The sequence below is a fragment of the Nostoc sp. UCD121 genome, from assembly GCF_014222285.1.
Lineage (GTDB): Bacteria > Cyanobacteriota > Cyanobacteriia > Cyanobacteriales > Nostocaceae > Nostoc.
On sequence record NZ_JACKZS010000032.1, the window covers coordinates 1 to 22,700 of the forward strand.

17 protein-coding genes and 3 pseudogenes are annotated in these 22,700 nt (G+C 40.6%); 8 read left to right on the plus strand and 12 right to left on the minus strand.

All coding sequences use genetic code 11. The annotated features are described in order from the left end of the window. Positions 1–300: 300 nt before the first annotated feature. From GNF10_RS09615 to GNF10_RS09645, 7 genes are all read right to left on the minus strand, one after another. Positions 301–1,131 (minus strand): thioredoxin domain-containing protein, encoded by an 831-nt coding sequence (locus GNF10_RS09615; RefSeq protein WP_185587161.1) that lies wholly within the window; start codon positions 1,129–1,131, stop codon positions 301–303. Between the two features lie 36 nt (positions 1,132–1,167). Beyond that, the gene (locus GNF10_RS09620; RefSeq protein WP_185587163.1) at positions 1,168–2,463 is read right to left on the minus strand and encodes an SBBP repeat-containing protein; all 1,296 of its coding nucleotides are present in this window, start codon (positions 2,461–2,463) and stop codon (positions 1,168–1,170) included. Positions 2,464–2,502: 39 nt separating this feature from the next. Continuing rightward, entirely contained in the window at positions 2,503–3,303 is an 801-nt protein-coding gene (locus GNF10_RS09625; protein WP_185587166.1) for a hypothetical protein, read from the minus strand. 187 nt (positions 3,304–3,490) lie between these two features. Continuing rightward, positions 3,491–3,847, minus strand: a complete 357-nt coding sequence (locus tag GNF10_RS09630; RefSeq protein ID WP_185587167.1) for a carbohydrate-binding module family 14 protein — start codon at positions 3,845–3,847, stop codon at positions 3,491–3,493. A gap of 534 nt (positions 3,848–4,381) precedes the next feature. Beyond that, a complete protein-coding gene (locus GNF10_RS09635) occupies positions 4,382–4,948 on the minus strand; it encodes a hypothetical protein (RefSeq protein ID WP_185587616.1) in 567 nt (188 codons plus the stop codon). Positions 4,949–5,165: 217 nt separating this feature from the next. Further along, a complete protein-coding gene (locus GNF10_RS09640; protein ID WP_185587618.1) occupies positions 5,166–5,459 on the minus strand; it encodes a hypothetical protein in 294 nt (97 codons plus the stop codon). 392 nt (positions 5,460–5,851) lie between these two features. Further along, positions 5,852–6,007: a hypothetical protein gene (locus GNF10_RS09645; RefSeq protein ID WP_185607146.1), complete on the minus strand. Its 156-nt coding sequence runs from the start codon at positions 6,005–6,007 to the stop codon at positions 5,852–5,854. A gap of 111 nt (positions 6,008–6,118) precedes the next feature. Here GNF10_RS09645 and GNF10_RS09650 point away from each other — a divergent pair, with 111 nt between their 5' ends. After that, positions 6,119–6,388: a hypothetical protein gene (locus tag GNF10_RS09650; RefSeq protein ID WP_185587620.1), complete on the plus strand. Its 270-nt coding sequence runs from the start codon at positions 6,119–6,121 to the stop codon at positions 6,386–6,388. A 201-nt stretch (positions 6,389–6,589) separates the two neighbouring features. Here the strand turns inward: GNF10_RS09650 and GNF10_RS39270 are convergent. Continuing rightward, a pseudogene (locus tag GNF10_RS39270) lies at positions 6,590–7,030 on the minus strand (ATPase); the annotation flags it as partial. A 212-nt stretch (positions 7,031–7,242) separates the two neighbouring features. Between GNF10_RS39270 and GNF10_RS09660 the strand changes: the two are divergent. Continuing rightward, positions 7,243–8,703: an ISLre2 family transposase gene (locus GNF10_RS09660; RefSeq protein WP_185582095.1), complete on the plus strand. Its 1,461-nt coding sequence runs from the start codon at positions 7,243–7,245 to the stop codon at positions 8,701–8,703. Positions 8,704–8,892: 189 nt separating this feature from the next. Here GNF10_RS09660 and GNF10_RS09665 read toward each other — a convergent pair whose 3' ends face one another. Continuing rightward, entirely contained in the window at positions 8,893–9,048 is a 156-nt protein-coding gene (locus GNF10_RS09665; RefSeq protein ID WP_185586835.1) for a hypothetical protein, read from the minus strand. Continuing rightward, positions 9,045–9,422 (minus strand): hypothetical protein, encoded by a 378-nt coding sequence (locus tag GNF10_RS09670; protein WP_185586838.1) that lies wholly within the window; start codon positions 9,420–9,422, stop codon positions 9,045–9,047. The genes GNF10_RS09665 and GNF10_RS09670 overlap by 4 nt, the downstream gene beginning before the upstream one ends. Positions 9,423–9,996: 574 nt before the next feature. Between GNF10_RS09670 and GNF10_RS09675 the strand changes: the two genes are divergently transcribed. Continuing rightward, positions 9,997–10,179 carry a hypothetical protein gene (locus GNF10_RS09675; protein WP_185586840.1) on the plus strand — a complete coding sequence of 61 codons (183 nt, stop codon included), beginning with the start codon at positions 9,997–9,999 and terminating at the stop codon, positions 10,177–10,179. A gap of 32 nt (positions 10,180–10,211) precedes the next feature. Here GNF10_RS09675 and GNF10_RS09680 read toward each other — a convergent pair whose 3' ends face one another. Both GNF10_RS09680 and GNF10_RS09685 read right to left on the minus strand, forming a co-directional pair. Next, complete coding sequence (locus tag GNF10_RS09680; protein WP_185586842.1) at positions 10,212–10,799, minus strand: PEP-CTERM sorting domain-containing protein; 588 nt, start codon at positions 10,797–10,799, stop codon at positions 10,212–10,214. A 205-nt stretch (positions 10,800–11,004) separates the two neighbouring features. After that, positions 11,005–15,507, minus strand: a complete 4,503-nt coding sequence (locus tag GNF10_RS09685) for an S-layer family protein (RefSeq protein ID WP_185592246.1) — start codon at positions 15,505–15,507, stop codon at positions 11,005–11,007. Positions 15,508–15,748: 241 nt separating this feature from the next. Here GNF10_RS09685 and GNF10_RS09690 point away from each other — a divergent pair. From GNF10_RS09690 to GNF10_RS09710, 5 genes and pseudogenes are all read left to right on the plus strand, one after another. Continuing rightward, positions 15,749–15,963, plus strand: a pseudogene (locus GNF10_RS09690) (IS4 family transposase); the annotation flags it as partial. Between the two features lie 125 nt (positions 15,964–16,088). Then, on the plus strand, positions 16,089–18,275 hold the full coding sequence (locus tag GNF10_RS09695; RefSeq protein ID WP_185586846.1) for a vanadium-dependent haloperoxidase: 2,187 nt from the start codon (positions 16,089–16,091) through the stop codon (positions 18,273–18,275). Between the two features lie 561 nt (positions 18,276–18,836). Then, positions 18,837–18,944, plus strand: a pseudogene (locus GNF10_RS09700) (PEP-CTERM sorting domain-containing protein); the annotation flags it as partial. A gap of 180 nt (positions 18,945–19,124) precedes the next feature. Beyond that, positions 19,125–21,395 carry an AMP-binding protein gene (locus tag GNF10_RS09705; RefSeq protein ID WP_260445972.1) on the plus strand — a complete coding sequence of 757 codons (2,271 nt, stop codon included), beginning with the start codon at positions 19,125–19,127 and terminating at the stop codon, positions 21,393–21,395. A 24-nt stretch (positions 21,396–21,419) separates the two neighbouring features. Continuing rightward, entirely contained in the window at positions 21,420–22,676 is a 1,257-nt protein-coding gene (locus GNF10_RS09710; RefSeq protein ID WP_185586848.1) for a cytochrome P450, read from the plus strand. Positions 22,677–22,700 lie beyond the last annotated feature (24 nt).

The following is a 22,700-nucleotide window of genomic DNA, read 5'->3' on the forward strand; positions in this document are numbered from 1 at the left end:
AACTTTGTGCATGACGTTGTAGATTTTGAGGCGATACGCGATCGCATTTTATTTGAATTGAAGTTGGGACGGCAAGCTTCAGCTTACAAAGCAGCACAGAAAGCACTTAATCGATTTATTCAAGAAATAAAACATCTGGTTGACAGTTTCTGATTGCTGCCAAAACTGCTGCAAGAAGTCACGATTTCTCCAAATTGCCAAATTGATTGGTTTTTATCACTTTTTAATGTTAAGCAATATTTCGCCAACAGTGTCTTCTCTATATCTACCCCGACAAGCCGCTATGCTTTTACGCACCACTCAAGTAGCTGACTCTACCTGAGAATTAGCTTTTAAACCAGATAATACACTTTCCATTTTTGATAAAGGCACAGCACCCGAAAAAGTCTCGCCATTAATAAAAAAGAAAGGAGTACCTCGAAGTCCCAACTTTTGGGCCAACTGTTTATCTTTTGCGATCGCAGCATTGGCTTCTGCTGAATTGCGTTGTTGGTTGAACTGTGACAAATCTAGTTTCAGATTTTTAGCGATATCAACATATAATTTCTCGCCTAATTTGTCTTGCTTGACAAATAAAGCATCTTGATATTGCCAAAACTTTCCTTGTTTAGATGCAGCCCAGGCAGCTTTAGCCGCCGGCATTGCTTCAGGGTGAATCGCAGTCAAAGGAAAATGTTTGTACACTAATGTGACTTCATCTTGATGTTTTGCCATGAACTGCTTTAGAGTCTTATGAGCCTTAGCGCAAAAAGGACATTGAAAATCAGAGAATTCTATCAACACAATCTTTTGTTCTGTTGCGCCAGTCAGAGGAGATTCACCAATCACGCTGCTAGGATTTTCTTTAATTTCCTGCTTGATTAATTGTAGACCTTGTTGCTGTTTTTTTTGTTGCTGCTGCTGATAAGCTTCTAAAGCTTCCTTAACTATTTCTGGATGATTGCGGATAGCCTGCAAAACTTCAGCTTCAAATTTGGGATTAATGAGATTACTATTCTCGACTTCAGGAATATTAGTGTTGGCTTGTACGGGCATTGACCAACTAAGTAATATAATACAAAAAAATAAAATTCCTACTAAGTCGAACAAGCGTCTCCAGTAACGACGCAAAGCACAATGTATATTCATCATATTTATCATTCTTGAAAGATTTTTTATAATATTTCCCTAATTCAAAATTTTCGTCACAAACCCATCATTATCATTACTCCCACCAGCTAAACTTGGTTGAAAGGGCTTCTGGGTTGGAAAGTTACTAGAACTAGTAACCCCTGTAATATAAGCAGCATTACCCAAAAGGTTTAAAGGCTTGAAAGCGATGCCTTTACCGCGATCGCTTTCGCTACCTCCCAGATAAGTAGAATAAACTAACTCATTACCTAAAAAGCTTAGTGCTGTGACAAAGGCATCACCTTTGCCACCATAGGTATTTTGCAAAGCATTCTTGACGGGAAAGTTACTAGAAGTAGTATCACCTGTGATGTATGCGTTGCCAAAATTGTCCACAGCTATATCTAGGCCAAGTTCGCTATTACTACCTCCTAAATAGGTGGAGTAAACTAAACCATTACCTTGTAAATCGACCTTTGTGACAAACGCATCACTCTGACCACCTGCCCAATTTTGCAAGGGATTATTGAGAGGAAAGTTAGTAGAACTAGTGGTTCCTGCTACATACGCAAAACCAAGACTATCCACAGCTAAGGAAAAGCCATAGTCGTTGTCACTACCTCCTAAATAGGTAGAGTAAACTAAACCATCAGCATATTGATTTAATTTTGTAACAAACACATCATATCTACCAGGCGCTTTCCCCAGTAACGCATTATATAGAGGGAAATTAGCAGAGTTGGTATTCCCTGTGATGTAGGCATTGCCGAAAGTGTCGATATCTATATCCGTCGCACCATCACCATTACTGCCTCCCACGTAGGTAGAATACAGCAGAGCGTTACCTGTTGGGTTTAACTTCGTGACAAAGGCATCAAAACCCCCACCAATCTTACTTTGAAAAGCTTTGTAGAGTGGGAAATTATTAGAGTTAGTCAGACCTGCTACGTAAGTACAACCCAGAGAATCTACAGCTATGCCATAACTACCATCCGTGCCACTACCTCCCAGGAAAGTGGAGTAAAATAGTTTGCCGTCTGGCTTCAGCTTGGTGACAAAGGCATCAAAACCCCCACCAATCTTACTTTGAAAAGCTTTGTAGAGTGGGAAGTTAGCAGAAAAAGCGCTTCCTGTCACATAAGCATCACCCAAAGCGTCTACAGCTATGGAGCCAGCATAGTCTCTATTACTACCGCCCAGATAAGTAGAATAGACTAAACCATTGCCTAGTGGGTTCAGCTTAGTGACAAACACATTACCGAAGCCACCAATAGTACTTTGATAAGCGTTTTTGGTTGGGAAATTAACAGAACTAATTTCCCCAATAATGTAAGCATTGCCCAAAACGTCCACAGCTATCTGTCTGCCAGTGTCAAGTCTAGTACCTCCTAATTAAGTGGAATAGACTAGTACAGGGTCGATGACTAATGGCTCGTGGCTGTCATAGCTTGCCAGGGCTATCTCTACTGACTGCTGTTTTGACAGTACATACTTTGCTTCTACTAACTGTTTATGACCATTTATAACCTGATATACTATCGGCTTGTGCTGTTGTAGTACACCAGAGGATGTGTGTACCAATAACTGTCCTTGGTCATCGATTTCTAGCTGTTGCGCTCCCTCTAGCTTGAGCTTGATTAAATTCGGGTCTGCTCCTGGCGCAACCAGCAAGTCATATTCCAATTGCCCTTGATTACCGTAGTAAACTAGGTCGATGCCTGGATACAAGGAACTGTATTTTACTTGTGCATAAGTAGGTATATCCTGATGCCATTGCTGCGGGTTGCTACCAACAAAATAGTTAACTACTCCAGGCAAAGGCTGTACAGATGTTGGCTGAATATCAGGATTGCTACCTAGCCATTGCAGCTTAATTTGTGTACTTTTTACAGTCTTTTGGGACGAGGATGTTTGCTCTTTATTCTCTGGGTTAGAGAGTGCCAACACCGCTGATGATTGAGTCAGAAATAATGTATATCCATCACCACGGGAGAGAAATTTTACCTTATGGTCAGTTTGACCATAGTTTGGTTGAAAACTCAAAGGCAATTCACCATAAGCCTCAATGATTGGGCTTGTGTTTGTGGCCTTTTCAGTTGTTAATTGGCTATTGGCAAAAGCCTGTTGATTCCAACTAGTCAACAGCAACAGTAGTAAACAAAAACCAGTCAGAACTTTCTTAAAGATTTTCATCAGAATTTCCCAACAATTAATGTGATAACAATTAGTTAAGTACCCTTAGCCTACTTTTAGTGGAGACGCTGCACATAGATACGGCAAAGCTAACGCCCCCAGGACTAACGCAAAATTAAAAATCACTGTTTACGCAATGTCTGAACCTTGGTTGCTCAAACTCACCAAGAGTTAATATCGAGCCAGCCTACTGTACGCCAGAATTAGCAGAACAAGTACCCGGCTGACCTGCATAATCACATTCTTTTTTGATGTCATTCCACTCCAGAGGAGGGGTAGCAGGAGCGCAGGGCATCACAACAGGTGTACCTGTGACACCATTAGTATCTACTGTACACTGGATAAAAGTAGTACAATCGTCTGGATTTGGATATAAACAATCTTCTGGCCCTTTACATTGGGTTGCTGCTATATCCTTGGTTGGGCATACGAAACCAGCGTCTTGTGCTTGTACTTTATCTATGGTGACTCTACCTATTAAAAATCCTGCAACTGTCACAGTGAGCAATAAGCTCATCACAAAAAGTCCAACTATTTTCTTCATAATAAGTTGCTTCCTGAGAAATGAATTATTTCTGGATATTTTAGATAGTTAGCAAATATATTTGATTTTGCAGCAATTCTATAATTAATTGATACTTTATATGTTTACTAGATACGTCATCAAAAATCAAGCAAAAATCAAGTATTTATATAAACAACCTATTTTTCCGACTTTTCCTACTTTCTATAAATAGTCAAAGCTACATTTCTCTAATTTGTTAGCGTACAAAATTCCCAATTTGGCACAGTCTAGCCTTATTGACAGTGCAATCAAGATTTTTGAGTCTTTGATTACTCCTAAGCCTACAAGGTATTGAGCCGAGATACGCCCGAAATAGTGCCACTTCGCTCAAAAAGCTTACCCTGTATACATTTACGCTGTACTACTTTTTAGGGGTTTCATGTCCGCTAATTGACATTAGCAGACGTAAATTGGCTCAAAAAGGGGTTTTTTGTCTGCTAATGTAAGTGGCACTATTTCGGGGACATCCCGACTGAACCCCTAATTGATTCTAAAAATCCCAAGTGCAGTAATCTAAATAAGTTCTATTACTAGCCCACTTTCACCCTCTTTAGAATTACCCTCACATAAATACCAGCCCCAAATTGAACTATTTAAACTAGTCCAAGCCTCTTTAATACCAGTTGTGATATATGCCATTGGGGCTCCTATTAAAATTTCGCCAAGATGTGCCCCAGGATCTTCCATTGTCTTAAAATCCTCTGTAAGTTTGGCCAGAGTCATATTGTTAGTTTTTCCACTGTTCGGAACATAAGAGTAAAAATTTCCAGATTGACTTCTCAAAATTCCTACACCATTAACAAGTTCTACATTGTAAGTTCTCTTGGAACCCCCATATACTCCAATGTACTCGTTACGACTTCTATCCCACCACTTAGATCCCCACTTGGGATAACTTATATTGACTTCAAAACTATAATTTTTTGTTGCTCTTTGACTTAAATTTGCTATATCTTCATCGTTTCCATGTAAGTCAAACACTGATGTATCATCTTTTTCATCAGTAAATTTTCCCCATCCATCGTTTGTAATATAAACATATTTTTTTTCGTACCATAACCTTGCACTCACATGAGCCATTGATTTATTCTCCTTTTAACTGATTATGCTTATCGGTTTTCTACCGTTTTTTAGTCCAAACCTTTGGCTCTCCCCTATTTAGTACAAAACCTCCTTATTACTGATAGCTTTACAAAGTACGTGCCTTTATAAAATTTTTCATACAAGGTTTTCTAGAATAAATAGTTTTGCTTATCGCACTAGGTATAGGAGAGCCAATTCTTGTTTCTGTTTCTCGTTAAGCAGCTTCTTTCTCTGCTTCACTTACTTCTGCTGCAACTGCTTTGAGTATATCTGCAACCCTCAGTAATAAAGCAAAACTAGGTGTTCCATAAATTACTTCCTTTATCCATCCCAGTAGTTTTTGTTCCCCTGGATCAATAACTCCATTATCTTGCAGAAAAACCCCTATAAAAAACCCCATATCTTGATTCACAAGGGCTTTCTGCACTTGAAACTCACTAGCCCCCACTTCTAACGCATCCTCGAGGAGTTGTTTGTAATTAGTTTTATCTTGTTCAGTATTCCACATTTAAAGATTACACCTTTGGTACAACTATTTGTTGGAAAAATAAAAGTCAAAAAGCAATTGTATTTTTGTCACTCTAAGGTAGTAAGAGTTTCAAACGTTGTGTAGCGAATAGCAGCAGCTTCGCTACTTCCGCGCTTAATCTAAAACACTACAAAGTTATGTTTTAGGCAACCTTCATGTGTCTCGTTTGACAAATGCTTTAAGTAAATTGTTTGAAACTCATATCAACATACTTTTACTTTCATAATAAAAATGCAAGGACAGTTAAGAAAGTTAAGTAAATATTTACTTAAACTTCATATAACCGCTCAATTGCTTGATACAAGATTTATAATACCTGCTACGGGCATCCGTAAGAGGTTAAAAGAGGCAGGAATGTATGAAGAACCCGATTAATGCACCCATTCCCACACATCCGCAATTGTTGGGGAGAGGGCATCAGTGAGAGGTTGCAGTGGGGGATTGCGATTGTTGATGGGGTGTTGGTGAATTGGGAGGCGTAGCAATTGCTCATGTAACAGTGCCTTTCTGACTCCTGAATTCTTCAAAAAGTAACTATATATTTACTTTAGTTAAGTGGGAAAAGTGGGTTTAGTAGGATATTTTGTACTAACCCTTGATTATGCTGTTCTGTATAAATGCAATGGAGGTGATTAAACTTGGTTGAATCTCGGCAGCATCAGCAGTTAAAACATCTAGGCCAGAAAGTAACCGTGCAAATAGTGCCATCTGGTGTACCAGAAGAGGTCGCTGATTTTGACTTATTGCTGAAAAATACAACAGCTAAAATACTAAACTTATCTAGAATCCCTAATCAAGGAGAATGGATTGTTTGGCGTGACGAAAATTTTCGGATTACAAAGGTAATTCACTTGCTCGAAGGTAATATTGACGCACGAGTTGAGATGGAATGGCATGAAAGCCATTAAGTATTAAGTTGTTGATTGCCTCCACTGCTTTTAAACACTTCCTGCTCAAGGGTTCCTTCTCTACAAAACGCTTTTCTACCTTGGGTTACGCCAACTGTATCGCCCCCATAGAATCAGGAAACAATCGCCATCAAGGAGGTATTGGGGAAAAGAGGGTTTTCTTTATTCCTTTCCCCTTTAACATGAACCCAGGATTGTTTCTCAGTTCATATTGCGAAACTTAGCAGCACGCAAAGATTGAGTTTTCGCTGCAACCATAGGACTGCTAGCCCGTCGTGCGGTGGATGCCCAACCCTGCATACGCTCAACTGCCGCAGCGTCCTGAATTGCAAGTGGGGTAATGGTTTGACGACAGGTTTCGAGGTCAGCAAGCGTTATCTGCTGCGGTCTATCCTCATCGAATGCCAGCAGAGCAGCTTCTGAAGCAAGGGTTTCCAGTTCTGCCCCTGAAAATTTCGCGGTGTTGGCAGCGATCGCTTCGAGGTACTCCGATTCCAGATGAATGCCAAAGCGTTGTAGATGAATCCCTAGAATCTGTACACGCTCCGGTTCTGTGGGTAGATCAACAAAGAAAGATTCGTCAAATCTTCCTTTCCTCTTAAATTCACTTGGTAGTGCTGATGGGTCATTGCAGGTTGCAACGGGAGCAATGCGATTTTGTGAGATTGGCTAAAAAAGGTGCGATCGCTAATCATCTCTTACGTACTAGTTAAATATTTAATACAATAATAGTGGTAATATTAACTAGAAAATATAACCTGTACCAAAAACGAGGTTTCTGTAGATTGTTGCGACTAGAAAAAAGGTAAAATTTCCTTTCAGGAATAGTTTTGAAATAGGAAGTATCTACCTTTATGGAAAAAAACATATCTGCGAATCTAAATTTCGCCGATTCATTATCAGATTTCCAAGAGGATGTTACAAAACTTTTAGATTTTAAAAATATCGAGGAATGGTCTGGAAGAATAGTTAAAGAAAGAGAAGAAAAAATTAGACAGGCTGCGTTAGTTTTAGCGGGTCAATGTATTGCCATATTATTGCATAAGCTTTCTCAATCAGAGTCAGCTCATAAAACAGCAATTAATCAAACCAAAGGTTGGTGGCATACCGATACGCGAAGACACGGTTATACGAAGAGGGAAATATTAACCGTAGGTAATGTTGTGGTAACTCTCAAATTACCATACGTTGTTCAAAAAACAGAAAAAAAAGCGAAGAAAAAATCTACTAATGTTGGGTTCTGTCCCTTGTTAAAATGGTTAGGAATGTCAGAGGGCTTGACTCCATTAGTTTGGTCAGATATTGCCAAATATGGTGCCATAGCTAGTTCTTTTGAAGCTGCACATACAATCCTGGACGATTGGGGAATTAATATTAGTGTTAAACGAATTGAACGACTGACATATAAATTTGGTCAAATCGGCATTGATTTACGTCAAACTAAAATATCTAACTTGCAACAAGGTAAATTACCTGATGGGAATATACTTAAAGACCAAAGAGTTGTAATTGCTGTAGATGGTGGCAGGAGTAGAATTAGGATTAATAAAAAAGGTAGAAAAAATCCCAAAACAAACAAGCATGGCTTTATAGGGGAATGGGTTGAGCCAAAATTATTAACAATTTATGTGGTTGATGAACAAGGAAAAAAATTTAAAAATAACGAAATAAAGATTGTAAATGATGGCACTTATGAAGACTATAAAGGCTTTTTACCAATTTTAGAAATGCATCTGATTAGTTTGGGAATTAGTCAAGCAAAACAAGTTTTACTAATTGCTGACGGTGCTGAATGGATTTGGAAACATATCCCTCCTCTTTTAAAGAAATTGAAATCTCCCGATGCCACTTATCAATTATTTGATTTTTACCATGTTACTGAACGACTACATAAATTTGCTGATGTAGCTTTTAGTGATGATAAGGAGCGGAATCATTGGTTTAAAAAAGCACGGAAAACTTTAAAAAAAAGTAATGCCATGACCATAATTAGGCAGATGGATGAATTTATCTCTGAAGCCACGGGAGAATGTTGTAAAACTATGGTGATACAGAGAAATTACCTTTTACGTGCCTATCGTGAAAGGCGTTTAAATTACGCTAAAGTCATAACTCAAAAGCTACCTATTGGCAGTGGTGCAATTGAGAGTTTAATCCGCCAAGTTGTCAATTTAAGAATCAAAGGAAACAGTAAATTTTGGTTGAAAGACAATGCAGAAATTATATTACATCTGCGTTGTCAATGGATAGCTGGAAGTTGGGATAATTTTTGTGGTTCTATCTTTAATTCCTTTATTAAACCTCAAACTGCTTGATTAATTTTATACTTCAATTCTGACTTTACTTGATTTTCTGCCGTAATTGATACTAAGTATCAAAGACTGATTGTAGATATTTTTAAGAATAATCGTCAAAATACTTGCTAGTAATCTTTTTGAGATATCTCATCAAGATGAATTTTTGTGTAAACCAGTATTTTATTTGCAAATAAAATCACCTTGTACCTAAATATAATTTTTAGCGATCGCTTGTTTTTGACCAGACCTCACAAAATCGCATTGCTCCCATCGGGGATTTAGATGGTGTTTTAATTGAGGAAGCTGCCAAATACCAAAGCGATTGCCATTTCTGAAAGCTGGCTTTGAATGGCTCTGTATCATCTCCTCTGGGCAAGGAAGCCCAACCCAATCGCCGTCAATAATCCAAAGCTCAAAAGGACATTTTCCCACAACGATGATAAAGTCCTCACATGATTGACGTAAAGGATATCTTCGATCACACCTGGAATGCTAAAGCCAACAATAACCGAATACGCCCAGAACCACCAACGACCTGGGCCATCTCCACGACGGTAATAGTTACTAATCCACACCAAAATGTATCCTAACAAAATCGTGCCATGCAGTCCGAGACTCCGCCAGGGATTAGTGTAGGGAAGAGGACGAAAGTATATCCACCACACCCACCAGAACACCGCTAATACTGCAACTAGACCCCAACTCAACCACGAAAACCACCGATTATTGTTATTCACGGTCTGCACCCCAATTTCTTTATTCTCCCATCTTGCATGTAGAGAAATGAATGTCATTTGGATATTTGAATATAGTGTTGAAGCATTATATAGATTCACAACTCCAACACCAAATTCCTGAAAAATCTATAATCAGTTAAAAGGAAGTAACAGAGCATTCAGGATGATTCCGAATTTTTCTAGAACCAATTACTGCTCAAGAGAAATATTGTCCGAGTAACAATACCTTTGCCAAAAACAGAGGTAGTCTAACTTTTGCCGAAACAGCCCAACACAAAGGTGTGCTTAATTATTAGGCAAAACCTATAACCCTCACCCAGACGTACAAAAAAGTCAAAATTACTTCCGCAAAAACCATACAGGATTTTATTGACTCAGTTTTTTCTTAATGGCAAAAAGAAGCCTGTAAAATCTTAAGTTTGTTCTATATCAAGCCTCGTAAATTGGCAAAAGTATTGAAACAAAGACGGCAGTATTACCTTTGAAGAGTTAAAGTCAGCAGTTGAGAAAGCAAATAATTTAACCTAGCAGCCTAATCCCTAACACCCAATACCCAAAAATCCTAAAGCTGAAATTGCAGCAAGGTTTGGACAGCGCTGGTCAGTTCTACCAACGGCTAGTCTCCACAATAGGCTCGGCTGTCGGTGTTGCTGATGGGGAGCCTTACTGGAATGGCTATCTGGGGCAGTGGCAAGTTTGGGTTAAGTTTGCTTCGGGGTATAGGTCTGTGGTCTGTGATTGGTTGGTGACGGTGTAGATCGATAAAGCTTTGGTAAAGAGTTGAGTAATTCATGCTTGAGATTTCGTCTTCCCAGCTTTTTTAGAGACAGCAATTGCACCAACTCCAAACAATAGACCTAGTAGGGAAGTCGGTTCAGGTATTGATGTAGATAAAGAACTCAGGGTAATATTGGCAGCAGAATCTTGATAGATGTATGTTCCAGCCCGTCCCACTTCACCCGTCAAGGTAATTTCAGAGCTTGAAGTTTTTTCTAAGGTATATCTTGGAGCATCAAAAGCAATGCCAAAATCAACTACTAAATTCCAATTCGACCCAGAATCAAGCTCAAAGTCAACATCTGGGGTTAAGTTACCGCCATTACTAGATCCTGGATTCAAATTCAAGTCTAGATTGTTGACGGATAGCTCCCAATCGCTCAAAGTCCCGGACTCTGAGTAAACCACGAATCCTGAATATTCGCTCTTGAATGGCAAAGAGTTCATAAGGAATAGGCTAGTAGCATCGACTAAGGTAAAATCACCTGAAAATTCTTGTCTAGTTAGAATCGCTCCCAGTACGGGAGCAGTATGAAATACGCTTGCAACTACCAAACCAATCACGGCGACGCTAACTTTGGGGAGTCGAACTTGATTCATGGATTGGGTATGCTATCTAAAATTGTTGAAGGTATGCTATCACATCCTTGGCAACTTAAGATACATTCGGTACACCAAAAAGTTCTGCGATGCCTGCACCTCAAGAATTGGTGATGCAATCGGCGTGGGTGACGGTAAACTGTTTTGTCACAGATACCATAGCCTTAACTTCTCACTGATAGAAAAAGAAAGATTTGAACTCAGATTAATTAGAACATTCTCGACTCAATAGTAACTGCCCATTATTCAGCCGATATAAACCAGTTGGTTCGATAATCGGATCACCTTTTTTCCAGGGACGGGATGTAGTCTCTACACCTCTCACCTCACCAGTTGTATAGTTAGAAACCAAAACACCAGGACGATTAGTGGTCAAAGCACCAGAACCTGTAATGGTAAAAGAGTTTTCTTGTCGCTTGGTACCACGTGAAATGCAACTATTGGCGATGAGTGCATTGGTGTCGATGACTGGGGGTAATTCGGTGAAGCTGTTTTTGATGGAACTGGTATCAGGTGCGTTAATGTTGATTACACCTGCAACACCTTGTTCAGAACTTGCAGTAATATCACTTTTCTCGGTTGGTTTTGGGCGTGACTCAATACCGAAGATACCTTGTGAGTTAATTTCGACGTTTCCACCTGTTCCTGTGAAGGCATTGGCTGTGATGTCGCTGTTTTCTTCGGGGATAGCAATGATATATTTTGAATCGATCTTGATGTTACCACCATTGCCACCTGATTGCGCTGTACCTGCGGTAGTTGAAATTCCGCTCCCGCCACGCAATAGTAAAAGGTCATCGACAGTTAAATTGATATTCCCACCATCACCAGAGTTGCTTGCTGCTGCAATAAATCCTTGGTTATCAAGTGTCGCGGAACCAGAATTAATATTAATATCTCCGGCTTTCCCTTGTCCCTCGCTGCTGGTACTTACTCGCCCACCATTACTTAAAAAGAAATAATTTGTGTTCAGGTTAATATTACCGCCATAGCCTATTGAACCTTTTTCCGTGTTAGCAAATAATCCGGTATCTGTTCCAGATAATGTGATATCGTCACGGATTTGTAAGTTAATATTTCCGGCTTGGGCATTGCCGGAGGTTGCAGTTAATAATTGTGCGCCATTATTAGCTATTAAGTTATTAGCATTGACCTGAATATTGCCCCCTTTACCAATATTATTAGTAGAAGCTGATATTTTCACGCCATCATTAATGTTTAACTTTTGAGTGGTAATTTGAATATTGCCTGCATCACCTATACCTGTACTTTCTACTGTTAATTTACCAAGACCTGCAATGTTAATAGTTTCTGGTGCTGCGAGAATTAAGTCACCACCTTTACCACTGGCAGAAGTGGAAGCGGAAATAATGGAATTAGGGAAGAGGGTAATGTCTAAATCGGGCTGGTTTTCGTAAGGATTAAGTTTTAATGTGCCTGCGGGTGCTTCTCCTTGGGTTTCAGCAAAAACACCAACAATACCCGCTAGGTCTATTTTTGAGGCGTTTAAGGTGATGCTGCCACCACCTTGGGTATTAGTTGCTGTTTTTGTCGCTGTTGCAGTGATCCGGGCAGTATCGGATACGGTGAGGTTAGGAGTATTAACAATGATATCCCCGGCTTTCCCTGCACCACTGGTTTCCACGGACAGGATGGGGGAAAAGTCTTGGACACCAATACCGAGATTAACTTTATTGGGTGCGTTGACGGTTATTGTCCCGCCATCACCGATGCCTGTGGTTGTGGCGAAGATTTTTCCACCATTAGCTACTGTTAAGGTAGGAGTATTAAGGGTGATGTCTCCGGCTTTTCCATCTGCTGTCGTCGAAGCTGATATTTCTGATTCATCTGTTAGGACTAAGTTATTAGCATTGACCTGAATATTGCCAGCTTGACCTTGACTGCTAGTGTTGCTTGTAATTTTACTAGTATTATTGTTATTGAAGGTGACAGTACCAGGACTGGTGATAGTTATGTTTCCTGCGGGGTCGCTGCCTTTAGTGTCACTTTCAATGCGACTATTGTTAAAGGTGAGATTACCTATACTACTAACAGTTACATTCCCTGATTGACCTACTCCTCCGACATCTAGGGTAATGATGCCTTGTTCTAAAGATGGATTCCTGATAGTTACCTGTTTACTGGTAATAATGTCAGTATTTGTCAACGATAAATTCCCAAAACCCTTAATTTGAACATCTCCAGATTTGGAGCCAGAAGACAGAGTTAAGATTTCTAAATCTGTGATTTGATTTTTAGCCGCTAAAATAACGTTACCACCTTGTCCTGAAACTCTGGTTTCGGAAACAGAAAATGAATAAAAAACTGGGACATCATTAGTATCTTCATCTCTGATGCCCTTAATATCGCCCTGTGCAGTGAGTATAATCCTCCCAGCATTTCCTGCTGTGCCATAACCTGAAAATGAGTAAGAGTTGAGGGAATGAGTAGAGATATTGCCCTGTGCAGTCAGAGTAATATCTCCACCATTCCCTGCTGTGCCTGAATTTGAAGACGAGTAGGAATTAAGTTCATTAGTAAAGATATCGCCCTGTGCAGTCAGAGTAATATCCCCACCATTTCCCCCTGTGCCTGAATTTGAAGATGAGTAGGAATTAAGTTCGAGAGTAGAAATATTGCCCTGTGCAGTCAGAGTAATATCCCCACCATTTCCCGTTGTGTCACTAGAAGATAAGGAGGAGTTGAGGAGTTGAGTAGAAATATTGCCCTGTGCAGTCAGAGTAATATCCCCACCATTTCCCCCTGTGCCTACATCTGAGTAGGAGTTGAGGGAATGAGTAGAAATATTGCCCTGTGCAGTTAAATTAATATCTCCACCATTTGCCGTTCCTGTTTCATAAATTGAAGATGAGTAGGAGTTGAGGGAATGAGTAGAAATATTGCCCTGTGCAGTTAAATTAATATCCCCGCCATTCCTTGCTACTTTGCCATCACCTGAAAATGAGGAAGAGCTAAAGTTGAGACGTGAAAATGAGGAAGAGCTAAGTTCATTAGTAAAGATATCACCCTGTGCAGTCAGAGTAATATCCCCACCATTTCCTGCCGTGCCATAAATAGATGATGAAATGGAGTCGAGGTCTTGAGTAGAAATATTACCCTGTGCAGTCAGAGTAATATCCCCACCATTTCCCACTATACCATTTTCCACTGTGCCATGATTTGAATATGAATATGAGGAGGAGTCGAGGTCTTGAGTAGAGATATTACCCTGTGCAGTCAGAGTAATATACCCGCCATTTCCTACACGATTTCCTGCTTCTACTTCATTAGATGATGAGCTAGATTTAAGTTCATTAGTAAAGATATCGCCGTGTGCAGTCAGAATAATATCCCCACCATTTCCTGCTGTGCCATTTCCTTCTGTGCCATTAGATGATGAGGAGGATTCAAGTTCATTAGTAAAGATATCGCCGTGTGCAGTCAGAGTAATATCCCCACCATTTCCCGATGTGCCTAAAGAGGAAAACGAGTAGGAGTTGAGGTCTTGAGTAGAGATATTGCCCTGTGCGGTCAGAGTAATATCCCCACCATTTCCTGCTGCTACATCATCAAATGAAGATGAGGAGGAGTCGAGGTCTTGAGTAGAGATATCGCCCTGTGCAGCAGTTAAAGTTATATTGCCTCCCCACAAATAGAAACTAGTGTCAATATTACCTAATGTCAAACTCGCTCCCGAAATGCTAAGATCCCTACCGTTGGTTTTGATGGTATCGGCGGTTTGCATTTGAAAATTACCAATTCCATCTCCATCAACATCAGCATTAAAAGTCACTTTACCTCTGCCATTAGCTAAATTTAAACTATTATTAGTTAAACCATTAACTGTAATATCATTTGTTCCCTGGAGAATAAGATTAGTATCTCCAGACAGCCCTTCTAACGTAGATTTATAAATTGTCGCCTGACTATTATCTGGTGTATTGTCAGCAATACTTATATTTTTAGCATTTAGCACTAATGTATTTGTATCTAAATTACCTCTAACTACTAAATCTTCTGCACCTGTTAAATTAATTGTTCCTTTCTGTGCTGTTAATATACCTGTATTGGAAACATTAGCTCCAAATAGAGTTATATTCTTTCCCTCCCCAACAGTTAAATTAGCTTGATTATTTATTTGGGCTTGCTGATTTTTTAAAGCATTAACAAACAACGCATCTGGTTGTACACTTAGCAAACTACTTTTTGCTGGCTCTGTAGCACTAAATAACCCTTTCTCTCCCAACTTTATCTCATCCGCAGTTGTCGCAGTAAACGCTCCCTGAATATCTAACGAGGCATTCTTACCAAAAAAAATCCCATTCGGATTAATTAAAAATAAATTTGCTGTTCCCTTTACTCCTAATTTCCCTAAAATATTAGAAGGATTACTACCAGTAATGCGAGTTAATATATTCTCAATTCCTACAGGGTTAGCAAAATAAACACTTCTTCCTGAATCTATATTAAATTCTTGGAAACTATGAAATAAATTTGCACCTCTGATTGCTCCCTTTTCTATACGGTCACTGACTGCATCAATCGGGGCCACAACTGAGCTTTCTTTACCTAATGTATTATCCGGGGTAAGTTGGGCATTACTTTGCTGTGCCTGGGTTTTGCTGGTCAAGCCAATGACAATTAGCCAACCCAGCAATCCTACCAACCCGAACTGCAAACACCTGTGTAATCTGTAGTTTTTCGTCATCTGGTGCTATTTATCCGATTTGCTTAAGTATCCAACAGAACTGCACCTTTGGATCATATATAAGCAAGTATTTGTTAATTATGCAGTTTTCTGCAATCAGGCGATCATGTTCCTGCATTCTCCAGGTATGAAAACTGCACGCAAACAAGCATAAAAGGTAGATGTGTAGCATGAAGATGTCGGATATTGTGTAACTCATAGGCATCGGCAACAGTAAAACTACTTACCGATAATTAGTTCCTTGATTTTGAAGTTTTTAAAAATGCACTTAATGTTTGACAAATTCATTACCAAAATGTCAATGTTATCACCATACAAATTTACGTTAATTTGATAGCTTATTTGATCTTAAAGTTTTTATCTATTCTTGCACAATGGGGACATACACTATTAGATGAATTGCGCTATTTACAATCATATATGTCTCAGAAAATCAGTTATTTTCACAGGTTTTAGGAGATGATGTTATGTTGGCTATTTTAGGCTTTTTAGAGTTACTCTAACTAAAAATTTCAAGTTGTATACCAATATTCAACATTTCTACTTCATGTATATATTCTGCGAAAAAATAATACAAACTCATGGCAAACTCTCAGCTAAATACAATCTTCCACTTTCTCTCGTTCTCTATCAAGAGTGCGGTCACTGCATCTGTAATTGGTACAGCGTTTATCCCAGCAGCTTATGCTCAGACAACCAAGCCAATACCAGATATCCAAATTAGATTTAGCAACAGTAAATTTCAGAGACCTACGCTGTTAGGGGAAGCAGTTAAACAAGGTCGATTTAACCTGATTGTTACTAATAACGGCACGGCAATTTTTCAAGGAGCTTTAAATCTCAATATATACGTATCCCCGGATTCAATCCTCGATAAAAACCCCCTCAGTACCCCTAGAGTCATCACTTCAGTATCGACTTTGGGTACCACATCAAATTCCCCTTTGGTAGGCACAGATGAACTGCTCGGAACTCAAAGTCTTCCAAGTGTTAGTTTATCTCCTGGTGCTTCCCAAACCGTCACCGTGGACTTTACTAGTTCTGCCTTCCGTAGTCCAAGTGTTGTAGCACCTGGAGCATACCAGCTGATTGCTGAGGTTGACACCACCATCCCCCAAGCGACTACAAACGGTAAAGTAGTCAGTCGGTTGGTTAATGCTGGTGATCCTGTAATTGTTTGGAATGCAGCTCTTCTGAATTCCATCCTTGTTTCAGGAATTTCCCGTGATGCAAATGGCGTTCTTACAGCCAGAGGTGGGACTGCACCCCCAATAGGAGCGCGCAATCAGGCGATCGTTCACTTGGCAGTTTATGATGCTGTAAACGCCATTAACCGGATTGGTCGGCCTTACGCTGTGAGGATAAGTCCCTCTGATCCTCGGCTTATGGGCGGTGCGTCGGCATCAGCAGCATCTGTCCAAGCAGCGTATACAACGCTACTTAATCTATTTACTGTTGCAACACCACAAGATTCAGCACAAACTCAAGCAGCTAAAACAGCTATAAGAAATCTACTCGACCAACAGCTAAAAACGTCTTTGGCAGCAATACCGAATGGTACGGCTAAGAGCAACGGTAGGTCTATAGGAAAGGAAGTTGCTGGGATAATACTAGCCTTGCGGAGAAACGATGGTTTGGCTCAGGCGCAGATACCTTATACGGGAGGAAATAGCGCAGGCGAATGGCGACCAACTTTCCCCGATTTTACACCTGCATTATTGCCAGGGTGGGGATCAGTTCTTCCCTTTTCACCTGATATACCCGATCGCAATCCAGCAAATCCTAGAGCTCGCCTGCTACAGTTCGGACTGTCTGGCCCAATACCATTTGGTAGCCAACAGTTGGCAGACCAAGAGAATCTTATCCGGCAGGTAGGAGCCTTCTCGAACACTAGCGTTACTACAATTACTCGCACTTCTAACCAAACGAAAAATGCTATGTTCTGGGCACTTGATCGTCCAAATACCTTCAGACCTCCCGGTCAGTGGAACCAGTATGCAGAACAAATCTCTTTGAATAGGGGCAATAATCTATCTCAGAACGCCCTCTTGTTTGCTCAACTAAACCTTGCACAAGCTGATGTGGGTATTTTGACGTGGGATTCTAAGTATTTTTACAATCAATTGCGACCAATTCAAGCAATCCGCCAAAACAATAGCTTCGATGTGTCAGCCGGAGTAGTTCGTGATGTGAACTGGCTACCCCTGCTATCGTATCATCAGCCTGAAAACTTCTTTAATACTCCTTTAACCCCACCGTTCCCAGACTACAACTCAGGACATGCTGCATTTGGTTCGGCAGCAGGTCAAGTATTGATTAACTTCTTCGGGGACAACACACCTTTTACAGTTCCTTCGCAAGACTTACCAGGTCAGGCTTTGACGTACAACACCATTTCTGAGGCAATAGAGGACAATGCTGCAAGCCGCATTTTTGGCGGGGTTCATGTCCCATCCTCTGGAGTAACTCAGATACCAGTAACAAGCAAAACACCTACAACTCAAGATGTTATAATAATAGACAGTAAAGTAAGGCGCAATACTGTCACTACTTCTCAAGGTACTTTTGCTATAGACCTCACAAAAGATCCCGATATCCAATTAGGTAGACAAGTGGGGAACAGCGTAATTAAATCGTTCGCTCAAGAGGTAGATCAGACAATAGACCGACCTTTGATTTTGATAGACCAATCTTCGCTCAAGCAATCTTTGATAAATGAACCTTTGTTAGTTGAACCTTCATCAGATGAAGCTGAACCTTCGTTATAGCAACGCACTGGTTCTCGTACCTGACTTTTCCCGTTAAGTCTTGAAAGACTTGCTGGCAAAGGGTTTAAGAAACAGCACAGCAAATACGGTACAGTAATTGAAATGGGGTGCTAACCCTCGTATCAATAACCAACAGTGATCGCCCAATCACAAATTTATTGTGTGGATGCCTTAATTTAACAAGATTCTTACTGTCTAGTTTTTTTGCGTGACTTCATGCACCAGATAACCCCAATAGCAATTAATGAACTACAAATGGTTGAACTTTCAGGTACAGATTACCTAATTTAGGATGATTGCATTTACGGACTTACAGGTAGTGATGCTTTTGGCCTTTCGCACACATTTGATGCAGGTACTTCGTTAATTGAAAAAGGGCCTGCAACTAATGTGACGCTTTCATGGGACATATTCTCGGATGCCGCAGAGGAGGCAGGTCTATCTCGGCTCTACGGTGGCATTCACTTTGAAGATGGGCATGTAGTGGGTGAAGCTATAGGGTGATTAGTTGGGACAGAAGTTTGGGAAAAGACACAAAGCTATGTCTCACCAAAAGCCGTTCCTGAGCCTTCATCTATACTTTCATTATTAGGTCTTGGGGCTTTAGGTTTAGGTTCAGCGCTCAAACGCAAGCAAGCACAGAAGTTTTCTTTGAACTGTAAACAATAACAGAAAATTTTAGGACTAGTAGTCTGTCAAGAACTAATTGACAAATAAATTTTTTGTAGAGACGGCGATTTATCGCATCTGTCTAACGTCAAAATGAATTTGACAGACCACTAACCCTAATTTTATGCAGTAACAGGAAATAAAAATAGACAAAGCTGCGATTAACTTAGGTAGCATTTTATGAATATGAAGACAAGTTTCGATATCACACTGATTAAGACACAGGCACCTGTGGAGCATTCCACCTTAATCGAAATTCTGAGTTGGAGAGCAAGTTACCAGGGAGATCAGAAGGCTTATACATTCTTAGTCGATGGTGAGACACAAGAGGTTCATCTGACTTACAGACAGCTAGAGCAGCAAGCTAAAGCGATCGCTTCAACACTACAGTCTCTAGGAGATGTTGGCTCTCGTGCCTTGTTACTATATCCACCTGGTCTGGAATTCATCGTTGGTTTTTTTGGATGTTTGTATGCTGGCTTTGTGGCTGTTCCTGCTTATCCACCCCGAGCTAATCAGTCAATGTTAAGGCTACAGGCGATTATAGCTGATGCTCAAGCAACCATTGTACTCACTACTACATCTGTATTAAGTAACGTGGAGCATCAGGTTGCTCAAAATCCGGTATTGCAAAAGTTGCATTGGCTTGCCACCGATACAATTACTAATGAGCGAGCATCAGATTGGCGAAAATTGTCATTTAGCAAAAATACATTAGCTTTTCTACAATACACTTCTGGTTCTACAGGTACACCGAAAGGCGTAATCGTAAGTCATGGCAATTTGCTACACAATGAGCGAATGGTCAAGATGGCATTTGGACATACAGAGAAAACTATCTTTGTAGGTTGGTTGCCCTTATTTCATGACATGGGATTAATTGGAAATGTACTGCAACCCCTGTATTTGGGTATACCTTGCATTCTCATGTCGCCAATTGCTTTTCTTCAGAAGCCTTTTCGCTGGCTACAGGCTATTTCCTCCTATAAAGCGACTACTAGTGGTGGCCCTAATTTTGCTTATGATATGTGCGTTCGCAAGATTACGCCAGAGCAATGTGAGAGTCTTGACCTCAGTAAATGGGAAGTAGCTTTTAACGGGGCTGAAACTATTCGTGCTCAGACACTAAAGGAGTTTGCAACTACTTTTAAGCCTTATGGCTTTCGAGAAGAGGCATTTTATCCCTGCTATGGCATGGCTGAGGCAACTTTATTTGTTTCTGGACAGTTAAAAACACATTCTCCCGTACTTCAACATCTTGAAAGCACAGCACTTGAGCAAAATCAGGTGGTTGTAAAAGCTGCTGAACAAGAAAACACCACAACAATTGTCGGCTGTGGTCAAACATGGTTAGATCAAAAAATTGCGATCGCTAACCCAGAATTGTTAACCCGATGTTCACCTGAACAGGTTGGAGAAATTTGGGTTTCCGGTTCAAGTCTGGCTCAAGGTTATTGGAATCGACCAGAAGATACAGAACGTACTTTCCATGAATATCTAGCAGATACTGGTGAAGGTCCGTTTCTGCGTACTGGCGACTTAGGATTTTTACATAATGGTGAGTTATTTATCACCGGTCGGATTAAGGATCTGATCATCATTCGAGGTCGTAACCATTATCCTCAAGATATTGAAATCACAGTAGAACAGAGCAATCCCTTATTAAGACCTGGTGCTTGTGCTGCGTTTTCTGTAGATGTTTTTGGTGAAGAGCGTTTAGTTGTTGCTGTTGAAGTTGACCGTAGTTACATAACACAACGCCGTAAGCAAAAAAAGAGTAACCCAGAAAATCAAGGTCAAATAGGAGTTGAACCAAACGTTAATCCTAAAAGCCATCAGCCTATGGTTAAAGAAACGCCAATTGAGGCAATTCGCCAAGCTGTGGCTGAATATCATGAACTACAAATTTATGCCGTTTTACTATTAAAGCCTGGTAGCATTCTGAAAACTTCTAGCGGAAAAATTCAGCGTCATGCGTGCCGAAATGCTTTTCTGGCTGGAAGCTTAGATGTGGTAGAGGATTGGCTTGAAAATCCTCCACCTCAAGTAAAATTACAACATTTGCTGGCACAAGTAGAATCTTTGGAACAACAAATTAAAGCTCCCAAAGAGCTACTTCCCAATTTGTGTATTGACAACACCAACGAACTAGTAAATTCACAAAAACAGCTTCACACTGAAGAGTTTATTCAAGCCTGGTTAGCTTCCCAATTAGCGAAGTATCTGAAAGTCGAGCCTGGTGATATAGATGTTGGGCAGCCTTTCGCTCGCTATGGTATGGATTCAGTGATCGCAGTCAGCCTCACAAATGACTTAGCAGTTTTACTTGGACTTAAACTGGAAGCCACCTTGTTATGGGATTATCCCAGCATTGAGGCTCTTACCAAGTACTTAGCTAAGGAATGCCGTCTCTCGGACTCAGAATCCAAAATCATTGAAAAAAAAGTTTAAATAAATGGAGTCATTAGTAATTCAATGCAAGACGTTATCAGCACGAGTGGTACTAACAAAAATGGTTTCATAGGAACAGCCCTGTTTAATCCCTTTTTGCCCGAATTTCGCTCTGATCCTTATCCATTCTACCACCGACTCCGTTCCAAAGATCCAATACACTGGAGCTATTTAGGCTTTTGGGTGATTACTCGCTACGCTGACAACCTCACTCTTCTTCGTGATTCTCGTTTCAGCTCCGATCTTCGTAATTGGAGTGGCTATGAGCAACGATATATTCGGCGGGAGCATGTAGAATTCAGCCCTCTGGCACAACTAGTCAGTAAATGGATAACTAACCAAGATCCGCCTTATCACACCCGGTTGCGGGGGCTAGTGAGCAAGGCATTCACCCCTCGAAGTATCGAGGCGATGCGTCCGCATATCCAAGACATTGTGAATCAACTGCTGGATCGAGTACAGGATGCTGGAGTCATGGATGTGATTGCTGATCTTGCTTACCCACTACCCATTACTGTCATCACCCAGATGCTAGGAGTGCCTGTTGAGGATAGCGATCGGCTCAAGCAGTGGTCGTTCGATATCTCGCGTACCCTCGATCCCGTGATGACACTGGATCTTTTCAAGCAAGTCAATAGCAGTATTATGACGTTCATTGAGTACTTGCGTCATTTGATTACAGAACGAAGGAATCATCCCCAGCAAGACCTTCTCAGCGCCATGATTGTCGCTAGAGAACAAAGTGATATGCTCAGTGAAGACGAATTGATAGCGACTTGCATTTTTTTGTTTGCCGCAGGTCACGAGACCACATCGAATCTAATTGGTAATGGTTTGTTGGCTTTGCTACGTCATCCCGACGAGCTTAACAAACTCAAACAGAATCCGACGCTGATTCAAAGCGCCATTGAAGAACTACTACGCTACGAAAGCCCAGTCCAATTATGGTGGCGGACAGCGCTGGAAGATATTGAGTTTGGTAACAGCATAATCCGTAAAGGTCAGATGGTAATAGTTCACTTGGGGGCAGCTAATAGAGATCCAGATCAGTTCCCCGACCCCGACCGGCTCGACATTACCAGACGTGAGAATCGGCACATCGCTTTTAGCAATGGCATTCACACTTGCTTAGGTGCTGCACTAGCCCGGCTTGAGACGGAGATTGTCTTTAACACTCTCCTGGAACGGATGCCCAATTTGAAGCTCCAAAGTAACGCAGTAGAGTGGGACGAGATCATGAGCTTACGCTCCTTAAAAGCTCTGCCCATAGCCTTCAATTAATAAACAATTGCTACTCAGATTGGG

What these genes read in the sequence shown, in the direction of transcription:
- GNF10_RS09615 (WP_185587161.1), bottom strand. Translation starts at nt 1,131, where the DNA reads ATGATGAATATACATTGTGCTTTGCGTCGTTACTGGAGACGCTTGTTC.
- GNF10_RS09625 (WP_185587166.1), bottom strand. Translation starts at nt 3,303, where the DNA reads ATGAAAATCTTTAAGAAAGTTCTGACTGGTTTTTGTTTACTACTGTTG.
- GNF10_RS09630 (WP_185587167.1), bottom strand. Translation starts at nt 3,847, where the DNA reads ATGAAGAAAATAGTTGGACTTTTTGTGATGAGCTTATTGCTCACTGTG.
- GNF10_RS09635 (WP_185587616.1), bottom strand. Translation starts at nt 4,948, where the DNA reads ATGGCTCATGTGAGTGCAAGGTTATGGTACGAAAAAAAATATGTTTAT.
- GNF10_RS09640 (WP_185587618.1), bottom strand. Translation starts at nt 5,459, where the DNA reads ATGTGGAATACTGAACAAGATAAAACTAATTACAAACAACTCCTCGAG.
- GNF10_RS09660 (WP_185582095.1), top strand. Translation starts at nt 7,243, where the DNA reads ATGGAAAAAAACATATCTGCGAATCTAAATTTCGCCGATTCATTATCA.
- GNF10_RS09665 (WP_185586835.1), bottom strand. Translation starts at nt 9,048, where the DNA reads ATGATACAGAGCCATTCAAAGCCAGCTTTCAGAAATGGCAATCGCTTT.
- GNF10_RS09680 (WP_185586842.1), bottom strand. Translation starts at nt 10,799, where the DNA reads ATGAATCAAGTTCGACTCCCCAAAGTTAGCGTCGCCGTGATTGGTTTG.
- GNF10_RS09685 (WP_185592246.1), bottom strand. Translation starts at nt 15,507, where the DNA reads ATGACGAAAAACTACAGATTACACAGGTGTTTGCAGTTCGGGTTGGTA.
- GNF10_RS09695 (WP_185586846.1), top strand. Translation starts at nt 16,089, where the DNA reads ATGGCAAACTCTCAGCTAAATACAATCTTCCACTTTCTCTCGTTCTCT.
- GNF10_RS09705 (WP_260445972.1), top strand. Translation starts at nt 19,125, where the DNA reads ATGAATATGAAGACAAGTTTCGATATCACACTGATTAAGACACAGGCA.
- GNF10_RS09710 (WP_185586848.1), top strand. Translation starts at nt 21,420, where the DNA reads ATGCAAGACGTTATCAGCACGAGTGGTACTAACAAAAATGGTTTCATA.